The organism is Candidatus Binataceae bacterium (genome assembly GCA_035650475.1).
In the GTDB taxonomy this organism is placed as follows: Bacteria; Desulfobacterota; Binatia; order Binatales; family Binataceae; genus JAKAVN01.
Window position 1 is genome coordinate 57,427 of the sequence record DASRHP010000001.1, and the last position, 21,532, is coordinate 78,958.

At 66.6% G+C, this 21,532-nt stretch carries 22 protein-coding genes; 8 read left to right on the forward strand and 14 right to left on the reverse strand.

Translation table 11 applies throughout. The features are described 5' to 3' along the window. The first annotated feature begins 58 nt into the window (after positions 1-58). Together VFB33_00280 and VFB33_00285 are read left to right on the forward strand one after the other, a co-directional pair. Complete coding sequence (locus VFB33_00280; protein ID HZO80103.1) at positions 59-751, forward strand: hypothetical protein; 693 nt, start codon at positions 59-61, stop codon at positions 749-751. After that, positions 748-2,598, forward strand: coding sequence for a hypothetical protein (locus VFB33_00285; protein HZO80104.1), 1,851 nt, complete (start codon positions 748-750; stop codon positions 2,596-2,598). The genes VFB33_00280 and VFB33_00285 overlap by 4 nt, the downstream gene beginning before the upstream one ends. 6 nt (positions 2,599-2,604) lie before the next feature. Here the strand turns inward: VFB33_00285 and VFB33_00290 are convergent, their stop codons facing one another. The 6 genes from VFB33_00290 to VFB33_00315 form a co-directional block, all read right to left on the reverse strand. Beyond that, a complete protein-coding gene (locus tag VFB33_00290) occupies positions 2,605-3,531 on the reverse strand; it encodes a P-loop NTPase (protein HZO80105.1) in 927 nt (308 codons plus the stop codon). A gap of 216 nt (positions 3,532-3,747) precedes the next feature. Then, positions 3,748-4,131, reverse strand: coding sequence for a TraR/DksA family transcriptional regulator (locus VFB33_00295; GenBank protein HZO80106.1), 384 nt, complete (start codon positions 4,129-4,131; stop codon positions 3,748-3,750). 92 nt (positions 4,132-4,223) lie between these two features. Next, positions 4,224-5,564: a 30S ribosomal protein S12 methylthiotransferase RimO gene (gene rimO, locus VFB33_00300; protein HZO80107.1), complete on the reverse strand. Its 1,341-nt coding sequence runs from the start codon at positions 5,562-5,564 to the stop codon at positions 4,224-4,226. Between the two features lie 70 nt (positions 5,565-5,634). After that, positions 5,635-6,417 carry an outer membrane lipoprotein carrier protein LolA gene (locus VFB33_00305; GenBank protein HZO80108.1) on the reverse strand — a complete coding sequence of 261 codons (783 nt, stop codon included), beginning with the start codon at positions 6,415-6,417 and terminating at the stop codon, positions 5,635-5,637. Between the two features lie 60 nt (positions 6,418-6,477). Beyond that, on the reverse strand, positions 6,478-8,643 hold the full coding sequence (locus VFB33_00310; protein ID HZO80109.1) for a DNA translocase FtsK: 2,166 nt from the start codon (positions 8,641-8,643) through the stop codon (positions 6,478-6,480). 87 nt (positions 8,644-8,730) lie between these two features. After that, entirely contained in the window at positions 8,731-10,374 is a 1,644-nt protein-coding gene (locus tag VFB33_00315; GenBank protein ID HZO80110.1) for a ribonuclease J, read from the reverse strand. A gap of 257 nt (positions 10,375-10,631) precedes the next feature. Between VFB33_00315 and VFB33_00320 the strand changes: the two genes are divergently transcribed. Together VFB33_00320 and VFB33_00325 are read left to right on the forward strand one after the other, a co-directional pair. Continuing rightward, positions 10,632-11,066 carry a single-stranded DNA-binding protein gene (locus VFB33_00320; protein ID HZO80111.1) on the forward strand — a complete coding sequence of 145 codons (435 nt, stop codon included), beginning with the start codon at positions 10,632-10,634 and terminating at the stop codon, positions 11,064-11,066. A 327-nt stretch (positions 11,067-11,393) separates the two neighbouring features. After that, the gene (locus tag VFB33_00325) at positions 11,394-11,651 is read left to right on the forward strand and encodes a hypothetical protein (protein HZO80112.1); all 258 of its coding nucleotides are present in this window, start codon (positions 11,394-11,396) and stop codon (positions 11,649-11,651) included. 42 nt (positions 11,652-11,693) lie between these two features. Here VFB33_00325 and VFB33_00330 read toward each other — a convergent pair whose 3' ends face one another. The 3 genes from VFB33_00330 to VFB33_00340 are packed head-to-tail and all read right to left on the reverse strand — an operon-like array spanning position 11,694 to position 13,884. Beyond that, positions 11,694-12,044: a DUF309 domain-containing protein gene (locus tag VFB33_00330; protein HZO80113.1), complete on the reverse strand. Its 351-nt coding sequence runs from the start codon at positions 12,042-12,044 to the stop codon at positions 11,694-11,696. Positions 12,045-12,073: 29 nt separating this feature from the next. Beyond that, entirely contained in the window at positions 12,074-12,550 is a 477-nt protein-coding gene (locus VFB33_00335) for an aromatic-ring-hydroxylating dioxygenase subunit beta (GenBank protein ID HZO80114.1), read from the reverse strand. Between the two features lie 20 nt (positions 12,551-12,570). After that, the gene (locus VFB33_00340; protein ID HZO80115.1) at positions 12,571-13,884 is read right to left on the reverse strand and encodes an aromatic ring-hydroxylating dioxygenase subunit alpha; all 1,314 of its coding nucleotides are present in this window, start codon (positions 13,882-13,884) and stop codon (positions 12,571-12,573) included. Between the two features lie 149 nt (positions 13,885-14,033). Between VFB33_00340 and VFB33_00345 the strand changes: the two genes are divergently transcribed. Then, on the forward strand, positions 14,034-14,192 hold the full coding sequence (locus tag VFB33_00345) for a hypothetical protein (protein HZO80116.1): 159 nt from the start codon (positions 14,034-14,036) through the stop codon (positions 14,190-14,192). A 67-nt stretch (positions 14,193-14,259) separates the two neighbouring features. On the opposite strand, the gene VFB33_00350 is transcribed toward VFB33_00345, so the two are convergent. Further along, positions 14,260-15,423 carry an LLM class flavin-dependent oxidoreductase gene (locus tag VFB33_00350; protein HZO80117.1) on the reverse strand — a complete coding sequence of 388 codons (1,164 nt, stop codon included), beginning with the start codon at positions 15,421-15,423 and terminating at the stop codon, positions 14,260-14,262. A 338-nt stretch (positions 15,424-15,761) separates the two neighbouring features. On the opposite strand from VFB33_00350, the gene VFB33_00355 reads away from it, so the two are divergent. Then, entirely contained in the window at positions 15,762-16,289 is a 528-nt protein-coding gene (locus VFB33_00355) for a PDZ domain-containing protein (GenBank protein HZO80118.1), read from the forward strand. On the opposite strand, the gene VFB33_00360 is transcribed toward VFB33_00355, so the two are convergent. The 4 genes from VFB33_00360 to VFB33_00375 form a co-directional block, all read right to left on the reverse strand. Continuing rightward, positions 16,204-17,727: an SGNH/GDSL hydrolase family protein gene (locus tag VFB33_00360; GenBank protein HZO80119.1), complete on the reverse strand. Its 1,524-nt coding sequence runs from the start codon at positions 17,725-17,727 to the stop codon at positions 16,204-16,206. The genes VFB33_00355 and VFB33_00360 overlap by 86 nt on opposite strands. Positions 17,728-17,739: 12 nt before the next feature. Beyond that, complete coding sequence (gene mscL, locus VFB33_00365; GenBank protein HZO80120.1) at positions 17,740-18,177, reverse strand: large-conductance mechanosensitive channel protein MscL; 438 nt, start codon at positions 18,175-18,177, stop codon at positions 17,740-17,742. A 226-nt stretch (positions 18,178-18,403) separates the two neighbouring features. Further along, positions 18,404-19,888 (reverse strand): amidohydrolase family protein, encoded by a 1,485-nt coding sequence (locus VFB33_00370; GenBank protein ID HZO80121.1) that lies wholly within the window; start codon positions 19,886-19,888, stop codon positions 18,404-18,406. 173 nt (positions 19,889-20,061) lie between these two features. Then, on the reverse strand, positions 20,062-20,373 hold the full coding sequence (locus tag VFB33_00375; GenBank protein HZO80122.1) for a hypothetical protein: 312 nt from the start codon (positions 20,371-20,373) through the stop codon (positions 20,062-20,064). 297 nt (positions 20,374-20,670) lie between these two features. On the opposite strand from VFB33_00375, the gene VFB33_00380 reads away from it, so the two are divergent. Beyond that, positions 20,671-21,201, forward strand: a complete 531-nt coding sequence (locus VFB33_00380) for a response regulator (GenBank protein HZO80123.1) — start codon at positions 20,671-20,673, stop codon at positions 21,199-21,201. 126 nt (positions 21,202-21,327) lie between these two features. Next, entirely contained in the window at positions 21,328-21,453 is a 126-nt protein-coding gene (locus VFB33_00385) for a hypothetical protein (protein ID HZO80124.1), read from the forward strand. Positions 21,454-21,532 lie beyond the last annotated feature (79 nt).

Below are 21,532 nucleotides of genomic sequence, written 5' to 3' on the forward strand. Positions count from 1 at the left end.
CCGCCGCCCCGCCCGGGCCGCCGGGCGCGAGCGCCTGCTTCGGCTGTGCGCATGGGGGGTGCATCTGTACACCGCGCTGGGCGCGGTCGCGGGACTGGTATCGATCGAGTATGCTGCGCGCAACGACTTCCGCGCCTCGTTCATCGCGATGGCGGTCGCGATCACAATCGACTCCAGCGACGGGCCGCTGGCACGGATGCTCGAGGTACGCCGGCGCATTCCGCACTTCGACGGTGCGATGCTCGACAACGTCGTCGATTATCTCAACTACGTCTTGGCGCCGGTCTTCCTGATGCTCCGCGCGGGCATCCTGCGCGAGGGCTACGGCGGCCTCGCGCTGGCCGGGTTCGCCCTGATCGCCAGCGGCTACGGCTTCTGCCACGTGGACGCCAAAACCCACGACAACTACTTCCGCGGCTTCCCGTCGTACTGGAACCTGGTCGCCTTCTACCTCTTTTGCCTCGACCTGCGCCCGCTCTACAACGCGCTCATCGTGGCGCTGCTCGCGGTCATGGTGTTTGTGCCGATCAAGTACATCTATCCCAACCGCACCTCGCCGCTGCGTCCGCTCACCCTGAGCTTCGCCGTCCTGTGGGCGGCGGTGACGCTGGCGATGCTGCCCGCGCTGCCGCATCCCAGGCCGCTGATGCTCTACGCGTCGCTCGCGTTCATCGCCTACTACTTCGTGACGTCGTTCGTTCTGCACGCGCGCGCCACGATGGCGCTGGCGCGCTACCGGCGGGCCTCATGATCAGCAAGGCGGCGCACGAAACCGGCGCCGCCGGCGCGGCCGTTGGACGAGCGCCGCACGCGGCAGCGCGCTGGCTGGAGACGTGCGAGGGCGACGCGCCGCTGCTGCTTATCGCGCCCCACGGCGGGCGCGCCGGCGCCGCCGCGCGCGCGGCGCTCCATCCCAAGGTCAATGATCTCCATACCGCCGAAATCACGCGTGAACTCAGCGCTCGGCTCGGCGCAGGCGCGATCATCAACCGTGCGATGGATCGCAACCGGCTCGACCTTAACCGGCTCAGCCAGGTGATGGAGGCGGCGCCGTGGATGCTCGAGCTCATTGCCGAGCGGCTGGAACGGCTCGCCGCGCGCCATCGACACGCTACCGTTCTGCTGGTCCACGGATGGAACGTGATCGAGCCGCGGGTCGACCTCGGCGTGGGGCTCAAGTCGTCGGGCGACACCCTGCGCCCGGCGCGCGGAGCGCATCTTTCGGCCAGCGACGGCTTCATCAACGGCGCATTGCTCGACTTGAGCGAGCGCCTGCGCCGCGACGGCATCCTGGCGAGCTTCGGCCTGCGCTACCCGGGCGGCGGCGCCAACAACCTGCTGCAAGCCTTCACCCAGCGCCACGCGGCGAGCCCGCTCGGCGCGCTGCGCCGGCTCGCCGCGCTGAGCGCGCGCGGCGCGTTGGAGGCGGTCCAGCTCGAACTGTCGGTGGCACTGCGGATGCCGGGGCGACTGCGCGCTCGCACGCTGGACGCGATCGCGCAGACGTTCGGGCGCGACCAGTCCCCGCTCACGCCACGCCGAAGACGGATCGTCGTTGTGCACGCGGGCGAGACGCGCGCGCCGCTCGCACAATCCTCAGCGACGGCGCTTCGCCTTGCGCAACCCGTGGCGGCCGCGTCGCCGCTCCGCGTCGGGCTGGAGTTCTATGATCCGATGGCGCAGGTCGGCGCGATGGCGAGTTTCGACCTCGGACCGGGCGCGGCTGGCGCGCGCGTGATGGCCCTCGTGGGGCGCGAGCGAATCGCGCTCTTCACCGCCGAGGGGCGCGTCGAGCGCACGCCGCATCGCCTTGCGCTGGGCCCGCTGGTCCTCGCCGCCGACGGCGGGCGGCTGATCTTCGAGTTCCGCGGCCCCGCGGTCGTAGTTGACGACGGCCACGCGTATTTGAGCGTCGAGCAGGCGCTGGCGCGGGCCACATTGCACGACGCGATGGAGCTGCGCGCCGAGTTTGTACCGTGGTCGCAACCGGAGCGCGCCGCGGCGTCGGATGGCGCGGCGCTGCTCGAAATGCTCGCGCATCCCGAACGCAGCGCCGACGCCGCCTTCGGTAGAGTGACCGGTCGATTCGGGCTCGCCGGCACAGCGCACCCTATCGACGCGGTGGCGCGCGCCGGCCGCTCGTTCACCGGCGTCGGCGGCGGCGAATTTCACGCGCGCAGGATGGTATGGGCGGCGTTCCCCGGAGCCGGCGCGCCGCGCGCGCTGGAGACGCGCGCGGTGCTCGACGGCGGCGGCAAGCATCGACTCGACGCACGGCTCCTTGACTGCGACGGCTGGGCGCCGCGCGAGGCGCAAAGCATCGTGCTGACGCCGGCGGCCTCTCGCCGTCCGCCGCAGCGTATTGCTGCAAGGCTGCGGACGAGCGCGAGCGGGCGCGCCGAGCCGCTGCTTGCAGGCGAAGTGCACAGCTTCGTGATGCTGTCGCGGCCAGGCCCCGCGCAAAGCCGAATCCTGACCACGCTCGGCTTCGCCACTTTCCGGCTCGGTGGATACCTAGGGGCCGGGATGTTCGAACGCTCGCGCCGCATCCGGACCCGCGCCTCAGGCGCGAACGCGGAAATCGGCGAGGACGACTAGCAGCGCTTAGACGGTCGTTACCGGCGAGAGGCGGGGAACCGGATGGCGGGCGAGCTCGTGCTCGAGCGTCGAGGCTATCGTGACGAACTGCTTCGCCAGCGGGGTGTCGGCATACTCGCGCAGGAATAGCGCGCCGCGCTCGCAACAGTCGGCAAGCCGCGGGTCGAACGGCAGCCGGCCGAGAATCGCGAGGTCGCCGGCCTGCGCAAGGCTCGCGACGTCGCTCTGCGGAAAGAGCGGACGCACCGCGTGGCAGCTGTCGCAGCTGAAACCGACCATGTTTTCGATCAGGCCCAGCACGGGCAGGCCCGCGTGCCGGATCGCGTCGAGCGCGTTGCGGGTGGCGCGCACCGCGGCCTCGCTCGGCTGCGTGACCATTATGACGCCCGCCAGTTCAACCAGTCTGGCCAGATAGTGCAGCTGCGCCAGTCCGGAAGCGAGATCGACCAGGATTATGTCGAGCGGGCCGAAGCGCGCCGCCAGCATCCGGCGCACTGCCGCGCGATGGTCAAGCTCGAGCGGCCGCGCGCCGTTGGCCGACGCCGCGGGCGCGCCTTCGTCGCCTTCGAGGAAGCTGAAGGCGGGCTGCTCGCCGTCGGCAAACAGGGCCGACGACACCGTCCTTATCCCGAGCGGTCCGGCGGCGGGTTCGATCTCCTCATCGGGCTGGAAGCGCCGAAGCGGCTTCATCCCCAGCATCACGAACACGCCGGGCGAATTAAGATCCGCGTCGACGATCGCGACCTTGCGCCCGGCCATCGCCAGCGCGGCGGCGAGGTTGACGCAGATCGCGGTCTTACCGACGCCGCCCTTGCCGCTGGCGATCGCGACGACCGCGCGCGCCTCGTGCAGCCTGAGCGGCGCGATTTCGCGCTCGGCCTCGCCTCCCGCCGTGCCTTCAGGCTGCAACTCGCAGAAGATTCTTGTTGCCAATGGCCTTCCCGGAACCTGTTATGCCGAAAGCGAGCATTCGGCCGCCCGCGCAAAGCGCCATCGCGGGCGCAGCCCGCGGTCGCACGCGCGCGACGCGTCAGAAAACTACAATGCCCGCTAACCCCGAACCGGTAAAGAGACTAGCCGCGTTGCGCACGTGACGCCACACGGCCCCGCGTCCGCCGCCCGCGGCGCAGCCGCCGGCGCCGCCCGGCCCTAGGGGTTTTCCTCGTCGACGTCGGTCGAACCGAGCTTGCGGTAGGTGTTGCGCTCGTCGTCGTAACGATGCTGCGCCTTGGCCTCGCGCTCCTGGTCCTGCTGGCAGTCGCGGCACAGCCGGGTGAACGGCATCGCCTGCAGACGCTCTTCGGCGATTTCCAGCCCGCACGAATCGCACACGCCGTAGCTGCCGTCGTCCAGCCGCGCGAGCGCGTCGTCGATCTGCTTGATCTTCACGCGTTCGCGGTCGGAGAGGATGAAACTGATCTCGCGGTCGCGTTCCTCGGAGGCGAGGTCGTAGGTGTCCATGCCCTCGCTCTTGTTGCCTTCGCGCTCGGCGCGCAACTCAGAGTCGATTTCGCTAAGCAGCCTGGCCTTCATCCCGGTCAGTTGCTCGCGCACCTTTGAAAGAAATCTCTTCCTGTTCGCGGCTCCGGATTTTTTGGTCATCGCTCGCCACCCCTTTTGAATCCTTACGCCAACGCGGCGGTGATCCGCCCGTGGAGGTCGTAGGCCGCCGCGCGCTCGACGCGCGCGCGGACGAAATCGCCCGGCGCGGCCTCGCCGCCGAGCAGCACCACGCCATCGATCTCGGGAGCCTGCCCTGCGGTGCGCCCGCGCATGCGCGTGGCGCGCCCGGGCGCGCTTCCTTCGACCATGACCTCCAGCTCGCGGCCAACTAGGCCGCGGTTTCTGTTCAACGAAATTTCCGCCTGCGCCTGCATCAGCTCGGCGCGCCGGCGGCGTTTGACCCGTTCCGGCACCTGGTCGGGCAATGCCCAAGCTGCCGTATTCTCCTCGCGCGAGTAAGTAAAAACTCCCACCCGGTCGAATTGCTGCTCGCGCACGAACCCCATCAGATTGGCGAACGCGGCCTCGCTCTCGCCGGGAAAGCCGACGATGAACGACGTGCGCAGGACAACGTCGGGAATCGCCTTGCGCACCCGGTCGAGCAGCCTGCGCAGGCCGTCGCCCGAGCGCTCGCGTCGCATCGCGCGCAGCACCCCGTCGTCAGCGTGTTGCAAGGGCATATCGATATACTTAACCACCCGCTCCTCGCCGGCGATAGTGGCAAGCAGCTCGTCGGTGACGAAGTTAGGATAGCAATAGAGCAGCCGGATCCAGCGGATCTGCTCAATCCGCGCAAGCCGCTTCAGCAGCGCGGCCAGCGAGGTACGCGGGCTCAGGTCGCGCCCGTAGGCGGTCAGGTCCTGCGCGATCAAATTGAGCTCGCGCACGCCGCCTGCGGCGAGTTGCGACGCCTCTTCGACCAGGTCTTCGGGCGGGCGGCTTTGGTGCCGGCCGCGGATCTTCGGGATGATGCAGAAGGCGCATCGATGGTCGCAGCCCTCGGAAACCTTCAGATAGGCGCTGAACCACTGGCCCAGCCTGACCCGCGGAGCGTCCGCCGCTGGCAGCAGATGCGCCGCGCCGGGATAGGGAATCGCGCGCAGTTCGGGCTGCTCGCTGCGGCGCAGCAGCTCGGGCAGATCGAGGAAGTTGCCGGTGCCGACCATGATGTCGATTTCGGGAAACTGCTGGGCGAGCTCCGTGCCGTAGCGCTGCGCGAGGCATCCGGCAACCACCAGACGCTTGCCATGCCCGCCGCGCTTGACCTCGGCGGCCTCGAGGATTGCCTCGATCGATTCCTTTTTGGCCGGCTCGATGAAGGCGCAGGTGTTGACCAGCAGCACCTGCGCCTGCGCGGGATCGAGCGTCACGTCGAAGCCCGCACGGACGAGCGCGCCCAGCATCAGTTCGCTGTCAGCGGTGTTTTTCGGGCACCCGAGGCTTACGAGGTGGACGCTCTCCATAGTGGCCAAAATCGGGGTCTATATGCATACACTCCCACGGGCAGCCGCGCAATCATGCGCTTGCCCGCGCTCATTGCTGCCCTGGCTGGACGATGTCTGCGTCAGGCGGGACGGCGAACCGGAACAGCGAATCCTCAAGGGCCAGATTTGTCTGGATGTCGCGAAAGCGCAGTTCGGTAACATTGCCGACCTGGTCGGTTAATTTGAACTTCACAATGTTGTAATTCTGCGGGTCGAGCCCTAGTTCCATCTGGTCACCACCGCCCTTGGGGCTCAGAGCCAGATGGACAAGGCCGTCGGCAGGTGGGTCGGCTGGCAGCGCCGCTTTGAAGTCTCGCTTGAGATTGCCCAGGCCGAGCAGGAAGGCGGTCGCGCTGGTTTTGAGCGCCTTGCTCACCGGAACTTCGACCACCTGGTTCAGATCCGGCTCGTAGTCGTAAACCGTCTGGCCGTCGCTGACGATCGTCTCGACTCGCGGCTCTCCGAACTCCCATCGCATCCGCCCGCCCTTCCTGAACGAGACGGTGCCCGTGCGCGTGCGCTTCATCCCGCCCGGGCTGCTGAGCTCCTCGCTGAAGCTTGCGCGCAGCGAACGCGTCGCGTCGTAGCGCCGTTGCAAGCGGGTAACGACCTGTTCGAGGCTCAGCGATCCGGTCTGCGGCGGGGGCTGCGCTGCTGTTGCCGCCGGCTCAACCGTGTTGCTCGCAACCGCGAGGCCGCGCGCAAACGCCGCCGACGCAATCGCCGTCACCGCAATGGCCGACGCAGCCAATGCACGCATCGAAGGCAAACTGCACCGGGCGCGATTGTCGCCCGATCGGTTATCGCGGAGAGTACGGAAGTTAAACAGCATCAATTGAATAGACGACGGCAAGGCGCGGCGGGTTCAGCGCGCGATTCGGGCGGCGGCGGTTTAGTTGCGTGCGCGCACCTCGCGCGGCCGCATCCCGTCACCCGGCGTCACCAGCCCTTCGCGCTCCATCTGCTCGACCATCCGCGCCGCCCGATTGTAGCCGATTCGCAGCCGGCGCTGGATCATCGAGATAGACGCCTGGTTGCTCTCGAGCACGATCCGCACCGCCTCGTCGTACAGTTCGTCGTGCTCGCCGTCGGCGCCCTCGGCGCCATCCTCCGACGGCGCCTTGGTCTCCAGGATTTCCATTCGGTACTCGGGCGCGCCCTGCGCGCGCAGGAAATCCGCCACCCGCCGGATCTCGGCCTCGGAGACGAAGGGGCCGTGCAGGCGGCGCAGCTTGGCCGTTCCCGGCGGCATGAACAACATGTCGCCCGCGCCGAGCAGCCGCTCGGCGCCGATCGAATCGAGGATGGTGCGCGAATCCACGCGCGAGGTGACCTGAAACGATATGCGCGCGGGCAGGTTGGCCTTGATCAGCCCCGTGATCACGTCCACGGAGGGGCGCTGGGTCGCGAGGATCAGATGGATTCCGGCGGCGCGCGCCTTTTGCGCAAGCCGCGTGATGTCGCGCTCGACGGTCTTGCCCTCGGAGAGCAGGAGGTCGGCAAGCTCGTCGATCACGATGACGATCTTGGGCAGTTTGCGATGCTGGATCGGTTCGGGGTCGTCGCCGGCCACGGGCGGGCGCACCCCTTCCTCAACCAGGTTGGCCGCTTTGAGCTCGACCACCTTGCCCCCGGCGGCGAGCGCGCGATTGTAGCCGTCGATATTGCGTACGCCCAGCTCGCGCATCATCCGGTAGCGCGTCTCCATCTCCTGGGTCGCCCACAACAGCGCCGCCGCCGCCTTCTCCGGATCGACCACCACCGGCACCAGCAGATGCGGAATGTTCTCGTACACCGAAAGCTCGAGCATCTTGGGATCGATCAGGATGAAACGCACGTCGTCGGCGGTGGCGTTGAACAGGATCGAGCCGAGCATCGTATGGATTGACACCGACTTGCCGGTGCCGGTCGCGCCCGCGATCAGCAGATGCGGCATCGTCGCGAGGTCGGCCGCCACCGGACGCCCGGAGATGTCCTTGCCGAGCGCGATCGTGAGCTGGCTGCGCGCTGAAACGAACTCCTCGGCCTCCAGGATCTCGCGCAGATAGACCATCTCGCGCTTGCGGTTGGGCACTTCGATCCCGACCACTGCCTCGCCCGGCACCGGCGCCTGGATACGCACGGTGGCCGCGCGCAGTGCCATCGAGAGGTCGTCGGCAAGATTAACGATCTGGCTGACCTTGATCCCGGAGCCCGGCTCGAACTTGTACATCGTGACTACCGGCCCGGGCTGGACCTCGACCACGCGCCCCTCGACGCCGAAGTCGGCGAGCTTCTGCTCCAGCACGCGCGCGCTGCGCTCGAGCGCCGACTCGTCGATCTGCGCATGCTCGGCCGGGGGGACGTCGAGCAGCCCCAGCGGCGGTAGCTCATAGCCGCCCTTGGCGCGCCCTGAGCGCATCGGCTTGTTGCCGCGCGCCGGCGCCTCGCGCGGCTCGATTCGGCGCACCTTGAGCGCACGCGCGCCCCCGCCGCCGGGTGCGGATGGGGGAGCGGGCCGCGCGCCGTTTGCCTCTGCGCCGCCTGCCGGCTCCTCCACCACCCATGCCTCATCATCGCCGCTCGCGTCGCGTGCCGACGCCATGCGCCGCGCGCGCACGCCGGCCGCCAGTCCGGCCACCATCTCGGTCGGCGCCCGGCGCAGCATCACGACCAGCGCGCCGATCACCGTCAGCAGCACCGCGAGGTACCCGCCGGCGAGGTTGAGGTATTGGTCAAGGATCGAAGAAAGGGACACCCCGAGCGCGCCGCCCACCCATTGCGCGCCGTCGCTGAAAAGCCCAGCGCCGGCGCATAGCGCGGCGAGCAGTATTGCGCCGCCGACCGCCTCGCCTCCGAGCGTGCGCCCAGACGCGCCGCTCCAGACGCGAGCCGCAAGCGCGGCCATCATCAGCACCAGCGCGTAAGCCTGCACGCCGAACACTCCGTCCAGCGCCGCCGCGGCCGCCTCGCCGACTACGCCACACAGGTTGGGATGCTCAGCGGCCGCAGCTGAAATCAGGCTGAGCAGGGAGAAAGCGGCGAGCGCGACTAACGCGAGCGCGGCCAGCTCGCGCATCACGCGGCTGGGCGCGGCGGCGGGCGCCGCTTCGGGCGCGGCGGCCTCGAGCTCGATCGGCGCTTTGGGCTGGCGCGCGATAGCCGTTCAGACCTCCATGATGTGCGGCACGATAAGCGGGCGCTTGCCGAGCGCGTGGCTGAAGTAGCTGCGCAGGGCGTGCACGATTTCCTCACGCAGCATCGCGCCGTCGGCACTGAACGGCTGCTCGATTCGGTTCAGCCGTTCGACCAGTTGCGCGCGCGCCCGGCGCATATGCACCGAAGTGCCGTCGCCAACGACGATTCCGCGCGACACCAGTTCGGGCCCCGCGACCAGCGCGCCGCTCTTCGATGACACCGCCAGCACCGCGAACACGGTGCCATCGCGCCCCAGCGCGCGGCGCTCGTCGAGCAGCGCAGGGTCGCCGAATTCGCCGTCCTCGATCAGCACCCGCCCGGCCTCGACCGCGCGCGCGCGATGGGCGCCGGCGCCGTTGAGCACCAGCGGCTCGCCGTTCTCGAGCAGAAAGCAGTTGGCTTCGGGAATACCGGCCTCGACCGCGAGTGCGAGATGGCGGCGCAGATGGCGATACTCGCCGTGGGTGGGCACGAAGTGCCTCGGCCGCACCAGCGCGATCAACTCGGCCAACTCATCGCGGCTGGCGTGCCCCGAGACGTGGACCGGCGCGACCGCCTCGTAAAAAACCTCGGCGCCGCGCTTGTAAAGCCGGTTGACCAGCGTGTTGATGGTGCGCTCGTTGCCCGGGATGAAGCGTGAGGAAAGGACCACCGTGTCGCCGGGATCCACGCGGGCGCGTGGATGCGCGCCGGCGGCGATCCGCGCCAGCGCCGAGAGCGACTCGCCCTGGCTGCCGCTGGCGAGATAAGTCAGCCGGCGCGCTTCGAGAAACTGCGCCTCGCCCGGCTCGATAAAGGTGCCGGGCGGAAATGGTAGCTGGCCCAGCTCCGTTCCCAGCCGCACGCTTTCGGCCATCCGCCGTCCCAACGGGACCACTCGCCGCCCTGCCTCGCGCGAGACCTCGGTAAGCTGGCGGATACGATGGAGATGGGAGGAAAAGACCGAGAGGAAAAACCTGCCGCGGCTGCGCGCGACGATCTCGCGCAGCACCGGCTTGATCGAGCTCTCGCTGGCGGTGCGCCCGGTGCGCTCGACGTTGGTCGAATCCGATATCAGCAGCGCCGCGCCCTCGGCACCCAGCTCGGCGAAGCGCTCGCGGTCGAAGAGCTGGCCATCGATAGGCGCCGGATCGATCTTGAAGTCGCCGCTATGGACGATGAGCCCGGCGGGAGTCCGGATCGCAAGCCCGACCGAATCCGGTGTCGAATGGGTGACGCGCAACGGCTCGAGCTCAAACGGGCCGAGCTCAAAGCTCCGGCGCGGCTCCAGCGCATTCATGCGCGCGCCGATCAGGCCTTCTTCCTCTAACCGGCGGCGCGCGAACGCGAGTGTCAGTTTGGTCCCGTAAACCGGCGCGTTGAAGCGGCGCAGCAAATGGGGCAGCGCGCCGATATGGTCTTCGTGCGCGTGGGTTAGAACAATGCCAAGAACCTGCGGGCGCGACTGTTCAAGGTAGGTGAGATCGGGCGCGAGCACGCCCAGTCCCAGCCCGCGTTCCTCGGGAAACATCACGCCCGCATCGATGATCAGCGCCTGGCCGGCGCACTCCACCACCGTCAGGTTCAGCCCGATTTCGCCGAACCCGCCGAGCGGGACTATTCTGACCGGCACGGATGTCGAAGCGTGCGACGCCATCGCCTGACCGACCGCCCATCCACCAGATGCGAATTATATAAAGCCGTCTCGCCCTGCGAAAGCGTGCTGGATGCGCGGCCTACGCCTTCCGTGGGACACTGGCGCGCGACGCGCAACTATCAACAGGTAAGCCGACCAGCGCCGGATTCAGCCCCTGGTGGGCGGTTGCACGCGATGCGCGCGGGGGATAGGTTCCATGCGTAGCAAACCTCTATCAGGCGCGGGCGGCAGCGATGTCGGTAAACAAGGTCATCCTGGTCGGCAACTTGGGGCGCGACCCCGAAGTGCGTTACCTGCCCTCGGGCCAGCCGGTCGCCAATTTTTCGGTCGCGACGAGCGAGCGCTTCAAGGGGCGCGACGGCTCCAACAAGGAATCGACCGAATGGCATAACGTCGTCGTTTACGGCAAGCAGGCCGAACTGTGCAGTCAGTACCTGCGCAAGGGCCGCCAAGTCTACGTCGAAGGGCGCTTGACCACGCGCCAGTGGGAAGCCAAGGACGGCAGCGGCAAACGTTCGCGCACCGAGGTCGTAGCGCAGCGTGTGCAGTTCCTCGGCGGAGGTGGCGGCAGTGGCGCAGGAGCGCGCGGCGGTGCGATGGACGAGCCGGAGGACTTCAGCGCCGATATGCCCCCCGCCGGCCCCGACGACGACGACATCCCTTTCTAGCCTTCGTCAATTAATCGGCCGAACGCAACGCCGCGACTGCACAGGGGTTCGCGGCGCTCACGTTCAGCAAAAGCTCCGGCGTCCCACGAGCAGCCGCGATCAAGCATCGCCAGCGGGCCCGATCCGCGGTATAGACTAATTGTGGCTGCATAAGCAGACATAAATCAAATAATAGTAACATGATATTGCGACATTGGATTTTTTTCAGAATCATTTAACATTTCATTGACATCCTCGTCGCATCAGACGATGCTTAAGCTCTGACACATGATCGCGCGCGAGGCGGCAGTGTCGTGTCCCCTCCTGGGTTTCGGAAGGGCGTCGACGATGCGCAAGGAACAGGTACTCCGGCTGGTCCCGTCGGGCAAAAAGCTCGATGATATCCGCCGCGACGTTGATTTGCTCGCTGCCTTGTCGGCGTCGCTGCTCTTGGTCGTCCTCGCCGAGCACGCCGAAGCCGCCGACGCCATTCTGGGGAGCCTCCAGAGCATACAGCGGCTGCCGCATCTTACGCGCAGGCAGCGTGCGGCGTGTCTCGAAGCCTCGGAAATCATCAAGCGCGTCGTCAGCGAACTGCCTGCCTGAGTCAATCTGAACGCCCGCGGCGCGGCACCGACTGAGAGCGCGTCATCGCTTTACATGCCGAATCCGCGGCGCTGGCGCATCGAAGCCCGCCGCAATAAATGTGTCCGCCGCCGCGCGCAACTCCGCAAGCGCGATGCCGTGATACTCCGCCGGCAGGGTGTCGAGCTTCGCGCGCGCCTTGGCCCAAGTCGAGCGCGCGCCGCCGAGCTGGCCGCGTTTCACGTGGAGCAATGCGGCCGCCGCCTGGATCATCCCTTGGTAGAAGAGCTTCTCCGGCCCACTTGAGCGCTTCCACAGTCGCTCCCAAACTTCGTGGCACTCGAAGAAGCACTGCTGGTTGAATAGCCGCACTCCTTCGCGCCACAGCTCGGCGTCGCCGCCGCGTTCGTCCATGGATCGATGATAGCGAGGCCGCGCGCGAACTAGATCAGGAAGGTCAGGTTGTCGATCGGCTCGTCGTTGTTGACCAGCAGGACCTTCTTCGAAACGATTCTGAACGAATCGCCGTCGCGCCTGAGCCGATGGATCGCGCGGCCGGCAAAGATGTCCTGCTTGCCGTGGCGCAGTTCGGCCAGCACGAAGTTGGAATGCGTGACGATCTCGCCGTTCGCCGCCTCCTCGATCTCGATGTTCGAAATCACCCGGCGCATCCGCGACTTCGGCTCCTGCGCGTAGATCGGCCCGTCGCGCAGGCGCGTGATGCGGTCCTCGAGCCGGCGGCGGTCGTCGTAGATGGCCGAGACTTGGCGCTCGGGATCCGAGTCGTCGCTGTTGCAGGGCACCCAGTAGTAGAGCGCGTCGGGCGCCCACAACGCGAGCCATTCGTCGTAGGCGTTATCGTCCATGAGCCGGGCCTCGCGGTAAAGAAAATTCTCGACCCGGCGATAATCGAGCGCCATCCGCAGCCCCGTTTCGACGCTCAGGCCTGCGCCGAGCGCCGCGCGCCGCGGCGCGTCGCCGCGCCGCTCCCCTGCGGCGACATCAGCTTGCGGTAGTGCGCCCAGATCCCGCGCAACGTCACCTCGTCAGTCATCTGGCCAACGATCGTGCCGTCGCTGTCGAGGCGCTCGCGATGGAGCCCGCGCGCGATGTACAGCCACGGATCGAAATCCGCGTTGAGCCCGCGTTGGATGCGCGCGAACATCTCGAGGTCGTCGGGCTGGCCGAACCCGCCCGGCCCGAAGAACGCCTCGTGCCCGCGCAGGCGCGTGCGGTTGACTTCCTGCGGCACGCCCTTGAGCGTGGTCGGATAGAGCGAGACCTCGGTTTCGTCGACGCGCACGGGCGTGATCACTCGCATGTGGATGCCGATGATAATCAGGTTGGGAAAAATCAGCACGTGGGTGCCGCCCAAGGTGAGCAGCTCGGCCGCGCGCTCCTTGCCGTAGCGCCGCTCCATCGCCTCGTGATATTCGCGCTCGTGCGAGAGCGTGGCCAGCACGCGCAGGTTGCGCCGCCGATTGTACTCGCGATAGTCGAGCATCACATGCCCGCCGCCCAGGTCGCGCGTCTGCGAGGCGGCGTCGCCGTCGAACAGCCCCAGGCGCTGGCCGTCATTGTCGCGCTCGAGCATGTCGAGGAAGGTCTGGTGGGTGAAATTGGGATGGTAGCCGTCCATCCCGTTCTCGACCTGGAGCTTCCAGTTGGCCGGGAAGCGATACTTGGTGATCCCGGCGCGCACGTCGATTTCGCCCTCGGGCGAGAGCTCGACGAAGTTGTCGATCTGCGCGCGCGCGCGTCCCAGATGGTCCTCGAGCGTGATCCCCGCCGGGCTCAGGCTACCGAAGACGAATCCGCGGTACGAATCGACCCGCGGCACTTTGGTCAGTCCCAGCTCGGCGCGCGGCAGATTGCCGCCGTAGGCGTCCTGGTAGGGCACCGCGGCGAGCTCGCCGCTGCACTTGTAGGTCCATCCATGGTACGCACAGCGGAAGCGCTGGGTGTTGCCGCGCGTGAGCTGGCAGACGGTAGCCGCGCGATGGCGGCAGCGGTTGAGCAGCACCTGCACCGTGCCCTGCTCGTCGCGCACCATGATCACCGGAACGCGCCCGATTTGGGCGAGGCGAAAGTCGCCCGGATTGGGGATTTCGTTGGCGTGCCCGACGTACACCCATCCGCGATGAAAGATGCGCTCGAGCTCGTCCTCGAAGACGTCGGGGTCGCTGTAGAGCCGGCCGTGGACGCGGTCGCGCTGGATCAGCGCGTCGTAGTCGATCTGCTGCCGTGTCGCCATCGCCACGCCCTCCCTGGGAAGCGGTTGACGCCGGAGTTGCTGTCCCCTTTTAAACCCGCTCCCGGAATTTGACAAGCTGGCCTCAAGGCGCGGCGTCGCGGCGCAAACTTCAATTGCGCCACCGCACGGCGCGGCGGAGCATAGTCGCAGTGTCCGTCGTGTTCTCACTGCTGTTGGGAATTTCAATCTGGAGTTTGTGGCCGCTGTCGGGCCTGTGGGTGATCGGCCTGTTCATCGGAATCGACTTCATCATCGACCGATGGACCGAGGTCGTGCTGGCACTGATGGCGCGGCCTACCGCCGCCTGAGCGAACGCGGCAGGCCTGTTACGCTTGCACCGCCTGTCAGTGGGCGGGCTGCGCCCCACCAAGACCGCTAGCCGGCGTTGGCGACGCGCGGCAGCACCTTGGTCGCGAACAGCTCGATCGTCTTCATCAGCCGGTCGTGCGCGAGCAGCCCGTTGTACATCCAGGCAAAGATCCACGTGATTGGCAGCCGCTTGAGCAGCCGCTCGAGCTGGCGCGTGACGCTGTCCACGGTGCCGATGAGCGCGAGGCTGTTATCGAAGAGGTCGGGCACCTCGCCGGTCTTTGGATCTTCCATCCCCTTGTAGAAGCCGAACGGATGGAACCATTCGCGGCCGCAGAAGAACCCGCTCTCGCGCCACAACGCGCGCGCCTCCTCGTCACTGTCCGCGATGATGACGTCGCGCAGCACGCCCATGCCCTGCCCCGCCGGGCGCCCAGAGACCTCGGCATAGACGTCGCACAGCTGGCGCTCGAAGGCCGGAAACAGCGGCGGCAGCACCGCAGTAACACCCTCCTGCGCGCACCACCGGATACTGCGTTCGGACGAGGCGAAAGGCTGGAAGAGCGGCGGATGCGGCTTCTGGAGCGGCTTGGGCACCACGCTGACCGCCTTGACCACTCCGTTCGTGACGCCCCTGCCCCATTTCGCCGTCGCCTCGATCGGCCACGGCGTCTCGCCCGGCGGCACCCGCCAGTACTTGCCGTCGTAGGCGAGCATGTCTTCAGTCCAGGCGGCCTTGATGATACGGAAGCACTCCTCGAAGGCGGCGCGGTTGGCGGCGTCGATCTCGTCGTGCTGATGGGGCTGGGCGCCGTGGATGCCGTGAGTCTGCTGGGCCATGATATCGACCCAGCGGCGCTGGTAGCCACGCGCGAAGCCGGCGTTGGCGCGCCCGCCGCTCATATGATCGAGCATCGCGATATCCTCGGCCACGCGGATCGGATTGTTGGCCGGCAGCACGATGCCGAGCTGGCCGACCCGGATCCGCCTGGTCTGCATCGCGATATACAAGTCGAGCAGCACGGGATTGTTGGAAAGCTCGAAGCCCTCGGCGTGAAAGTGATGCTCGGTGAAGCTGATCGAGTCGTAGCCGAGGCCGTCGGCGAGCTTGGCCTGCTCGGAGACCTCGCGCAGCATCTGGTCGTAGAGCTCGCCGCGCAACCCGACCATCCCCTTTTCGATCTCGGCCTTGTTGCCGACCGAGGGCAGATAAAAGAGCGATACCTTCATTCGTGCCTCGACTTGTGCGTCCCGCGCGGCACCGTTCCGCAGCGGTTGCGTGCGTACGCGCCGCTACTGTAAAACGCGCGCGCCGCGGCGGGCAAGCCGCGATCGTGTCCTCGACGCATCACAGGCGGCCGGGCAAATTCCCGCAATGGCGGGATCTGTTGCGCGTCTGATAGTCTCTTGGCGGCCATCCCGACGTTCGCCGGCTCAGCCGCATGCGAAGATACAAGCAGCTAGCTTTGCTCTCTTGCATAGTGAGCCTGCTTGCGGGCGCGACGCGCTTAGAACCGCCGTCCGCCAACGCTGCCGAGACGGCTTCCATACCCGCTTCGCAGGCCGATTTGAATTCGCCCCCGCTTCCCTACAACGCCGTCGTGGCGCATGCGCCCCACGCGGCGCAACCGCCCACGTATGAGCCCGAACCGCCGGGGGTCGAGGAATACCTGGAGGCAGCCGAGGAAATTTCGCTGCTGGGGATGAACCTGAGGATCGAGGCGCGCCAGGGAATCCAGGGATTGCTGATCGTCGATATCGCGCCGCAAGGTCCGGCGGCGAGCGCCGGCCTGCATCCGTTCCAGCAGCGCGCGAAGGACCTGATTAATGGTGCCAGTATGCTGGCCGCGATGGCCTTTCCGCCCGCAGTGATAATCGGCCCAATCGTCGGCGCCATTCCCACGGGAGAAACTTACGACCTGGTGATCGGGGTTGACGGTTATCGGGTAAGTAACTTCATCGACCTCTATGCGCGCATGCGCGGCGTCCGCCCCGGAGAGATCGTCTATCTCAACGTCCTGCGCAACGGGCGTCGCGCGCAGGTGCCGGTGCGCGTGACCGCGCCCTTGCCGCCGATGCAATCGTGGGTGCGATAACCCTGCGGCGCCGCGCGCCGCGATAAAGGTGTGCCTTACGCGGTCTCGCGGGCGCGGCCTGCGCGCTCGACGCGTTCGCCTGACCGTCCCGCGTCATCGCGCAGATCTCCGTCGCGAGCAGCTCACCGACGACGCGGTGTCCCTCCACGTTCCAGTGGCCCCACCCCGGCATGTAGCCGCTGACCCCGTGCAGAAAGGCATGATGCGCGTCGGCGTAACGCTGGAGCGGCTCGGCCAGGCTGAGCACCGCAAAGCCGTCGCGCTTGCCGAGCGTTTCGAGGCGCCGATTGAGATAAACCGGTTCAGGGAGCACCTTGCGGCGCAATTCGGGGTCGGGATACGCCTGCGCGGAGGCGTCCGCGATCATCAGCAGAAAACGCGCACCGTGGGCGTGCGACTCGCGCGCGATCTCCTCGATCAGCCTCTCAGTTACCTGCCAAGACTCTCTCCACTCCTTCTGCCGCGGCGGGCCGAGCAACGAGCCTTCCCATCGAAACCTCTGCTCGAGCTCTGACGCCGGCCGAGCGGACGCGGGCGCATGGTTCGGTCGTGCGTCCGGGAGCGTCCCGGGCTCGGCAGGCGGAGCGGCCGCTTTTCCGGGCGCGGGAGGCGGCTCCTGCTTGGGAGAGAAAAACACCCGGTGCTCGATCCATCGGTCGAGATGGAAAAACGGTACTACCACCGGCGCGTAGCTGAAATGGTAAATCAGTTCGCGGACGCGCGAGTTGATAATCAGCCCGTAGAGCGGCGCCAATCCCGGCCTGAGCTTGCGCCTGCCGTTCCATTCGGCGGCGGCGACGTTGTCCTTAATCGACGGGGCTGAACGGAAACTGTCGTCCTCGGTCAGGCGGCCGTTTTGCAGCACGAAGTACGGGCGCGGACCCCACGACCATGAGTCGTCGGTCGCGCGCGTGTTATCCCCCAGGTCGTTGGCGTAGAACTCCAGCACCACCAGGTCCGGCGACCATCGCAACACCCGCCGCCGCAGCATGATCAGCTCCTGCGCAGTGCCGAAGCCGTAAACGCCGAAATTCAGCACCTCGATTTTCCTGCCGCGCAGGCCGTCGCATCGCGCAAGCTCGCGCTCCACCACCGAGCAGAAATCTTCCGCCTGCGGCACCTGCAACGCCTCGGCGAAGGAGTCGCCGATCACCGCGATCCGGAACGTGCCCGGCGGCTTGGCGATCGTGTACTCGCGGTTGTCGCGCATCCCGTAGCGGTTGAAGCTGACGAAGCCGTGCAACCCGTCCACCGGGTTGGGAAAGGTGATCCCCGGCTTGTGCGACCATCCGGTGTAGTAATCGGCGCGCAGAAAGGTCGTCGTTGTAGGGTACGACAGCCCCGCAACACGCATCGCGAGCTCGGCGATGACGAGGGCGGCGAGCACGCCGCCCAGCGCGAGCGCGGCGTTGGCGGCGACGCGCTTGACGACTCCCACGGGCCTTCGCGCTCAGGCGGCTGCCTTGAGCTCCGAGGTGCAATGCGGGCAGCGCACGGCCGCTATCGGAATCGCCGTCGCGCAGTACGGGCAGTCCCGGGTCGTCGGCGGTGGCGGCGCCTGCTTGTACAGGCGGTTGATTTGGCGCACCAAAATAAACACCGCGAAGGCGACAATTATGAAGTTGATAACGGAATTGATGAAGACGCCGTAGGCGATCGTCGCGGCGCCGGCCTTCTTGGCCGCGTCCAGACTCGGGTACTGGTTGCGCGAGAGGTTGATGAAGAGGTCGGAGAAATCGACCCGCCCGAGCAGCACACCGATCGGCGGCATGATCACGTTGTCAACCAGCGACTTGACCACGCCGTTGAAGGCGGCGCCGACGATGATACCAACGGCCATGTCGATCACGCTGCCGCGCAGCGCGAACTCCTTGAATTCCTTGAGCATGCTTGAGGCTCCTCCGCCGTGGATGTTGCGCCAGCATAGCGCAGTGCCGCCGCCAAGGCGCGAATTGTACCCGGCAGGTTGAGTCCGCGAGAGGCGGTCGGTGGTGACTGCCGAAGATAAAGATCTCGTGGCGCGCGCTCGCGGAAGTGCGATAAAGACCCGGCGCGCCAGCGAGCTGAACAAGATGCTCGACGACCTCGCCTCCGGCAGCCCGTAGGCCTTCGCCCTACCCGGCGGCGCGGGTGTCGATCGGGCGCATGGGATGGGCGACCAGCCAGGCCGCGGCCTCGCTCTCGACCCGCGTGCCGTTGAAGAACCCCGGATTCATCCCGCCCCAGAACTCGACCGGATTGGCAAAGACAAATTCGCGAAAGTCGTCCGCCGTGATCAGGCCGTCGTCCACCAGTTCATGCGCCTCGGGCAAGACCTCGCGCATGTCGGGGACGTCGAAATGGCCGATGTCGGAGCCGAAGAGCGCCCTCAGCCGCGCGCCGTACGGATTGACCCGCGCGTTGAAGCCCCACGCGTTGAGCGGATCGTCGGCCTCGCATCCGAAATAAAAGTTGCGACAGAACAGTTCGCGGAAGTCCTCCGGCCGCTCGATGCCGCAGGCCGCAAAGTCATCACACAGCTCGCTGCCCGGCATCCCGGGCACCGCGCCCTCGCCCTCGGGCGTCCAGCTCCTGAGCTTGTCGGCCCACGACGCGCCGCCGTAGCGATTGAACAGTTCGGCGAGCCGCGCGCGGTCGAGATTAGCCGGATCGACCTCGGCCAGCGCATCTGCGTTGCGTTTTTTCCAGTGCCCGATAAGGTCCGCATACAGGTTGCACGCCCATCCGACGCCGCCCTCCAGAAAGGCGAATTTCAGCGTTGGAAACCGACGGGTCACGCCGCCGAGGAACAGCGCCTTGCAGATCGCCTCGCCGGCGACCGCGAAATGCCCGATATGGTTGTAAGTAAAGTTCGACACCGACACGCGCATCCCGTAGCCCCGCCCGCTGGAATGAAAGGTCGGCGCAAGGCCGAGCTCGACGCATTTCGCCCATACCGGGTCGTAGTCGTAAGCGCTGTCGAGACCCAGCATGTCGAGCCAAGTGGCATAACGTGCCAGCTCCGGCGAGCGCCGCGCGAGCGCCGGAATCGGCCTCTTGATCACGCTCGCCATCACCACCACTTTCAGCCTCAGCGTCTTGCTGACGTACTCGAGCTCCTCGATCGCCTCCTGCGGCGTGGTCATCGGGATGACCGCGGCGGGTGTCATCCGGTCGGCGTACTCGCGGAACTGCTCGGCGACATACGTGTTGAAAGCGCGCGAGGTTGCCCGGCGCAGCTCGTCGTTGCCGATAAACGGCACCGCAAGCCCGGTCGTCGGATAAAGCACGCAGAAATCCAAGCCGAGTTCGTCGAGCCGCTCGTGGAGCAGCCGCGGCACCATCGCGGTCGCCCGATCGAGGGTGTTCCTGGTCGGGAAGGCCCACCACGCCTGCTGCGGGCGGCGCATCTCACGCCGCTCTTCCAGCGGCAGACGCAGATCACGCACGACCTTCTCGTCGCGCGAGCGAAACGCTTCCGCCAGGCTCCGCCCGCCGACGCGTTCGAGGTACTCGCAGATAACCGGCCCGAATTCGAGCCAGTGGCCGTCGGAGTCGATTACGGGATGGCTAAGGCGCGCGCGGATCGCCGCAGGGTCAGCCGCGTGAATGGACGACATCGTAAGTCCTCCGTCACCGGCCCACCGGACGCTGAGCGTGTCGACGGACCGGAGTGCTGGAAGTTACGAGTCTGGTTTCGTCGTTTCGCCCGCCCCCTGTCAAGCCTAGGCAGTACGCAGTGTCAGGAGGTCAAACGGCTCGGCAAAGAGCTCGAGGAAAGGGTCGGCTCGTGTCAGGACCGCTCCTCGTCGGCGGGCCCTTTGCCGATGAAGTAGCGGCGGGGTTCGGCCATAGGAGCCTGAAACAACGGCACTGCCTGGATCGGAGCGGCTGCGGAGGCCGTCGCCGCTGTGGGCGGCTCTTCGACCGGCTCGTGGGATGACTTTTCAATCCTGCCGTGCAGCCACGAAAAGGGACCATCCGAGGTGGCGTGGCGCTTGCGGGAATGGCGAACGTATTTATCGAGCACCATGACGACTCCGATGCCGACTCCCAGGACAAGAAGCCACCAGAACAGGAAATCACCCGCCATTTGGATCAGCATCTTTAACCCTTTCTCGTCATTTCATACAACCATAAATAGCGTTTAGCAAAGACAGAACGGTAAATAACATGTCATATCGTCTAATGCAACACCTGACCGAGCCTCTCATGGTCAGCCCGCTCAACCTGTGCTTCACCTCCGGACAGCCCGTTTCGCGGCGGATCCATCCCTGCAGCAACGCGATCGTCTATGAGCGCCTTAGAACTGCGGAATGAACTTCCCTCGCTTGCCGTGGGTCCCTTCCGACGGCCCGGGGATTGCTCCACGCTGTTACTGACCCGGCTACTGGAGAGCGCGATGCACGAGAGGATCCTGATCGTAGACGCTTGCCGCGAGACGCTAGATCTCGCCAGGCGTGTCCTCGCCAACGAACGCTATGACGTGGAGGTCGCGAGTAGCGCCGAACAGGCGCTGGAAATCGCGCAAAGGCTGCGGCCGCAACTTATCCTGACCGACCTGCGGCTGCCCGGCCCTATGGGCGCGCTCGGGATGGTCGCCTGGCTAAGGGCACAGCCGGCGCTTCGCCGCGCTGCCATAATGGTCGTGACGACGGACGCCTCAGAGGCCGAGCACGAGGAGGCGCTCGCATCTGGCTGCGACGAGTTCATCTCGCAACCGCTGACGACGGCGATGTTGCGCGAGCGCGTATCGAGATGGGTCTCGAGGGACCCTGCGGCGAGCCGACTCTCCCCTAGCGGCGGGAGCTGGTTGCGGCGGCTTTTCGGACCTGCCCGCCGCAGGCTTGAGGTCAAGGAAATTCCCGCCTACAGGGCAGGAAGCCGGCTGCCCGTGGCCGACCATTTTGCACCGCCGTCGCGGTCGCGCTAGCTCTCGACCCTGAGCCTGAAGCTAAGCCCCAGCCTCGACCTGCACGCTACATATGCGTCAAAGCTGTACAGTTTGCTTAAAAACGCGTAGGATTGACTATTAGATCGCTACGGGGGCCGATTGGTAATGCTGGGCAGGAAAAAGGTTGCGTTTCACGAGAACCATTTCGCTGAAAACGCCGGCATGTTCATCTTCACGCTCGGCGCTCTGCTCGGACTGTGGTACCTCGTGACCACCGTAATTAACTGGTAGCGAAACAGGTCGAGCGACCGTTCTTCGCCGCCCGGGAGCAAGCTGCCCGGCGCGTCGGTGCCGGTGATCTCCCGAAGAG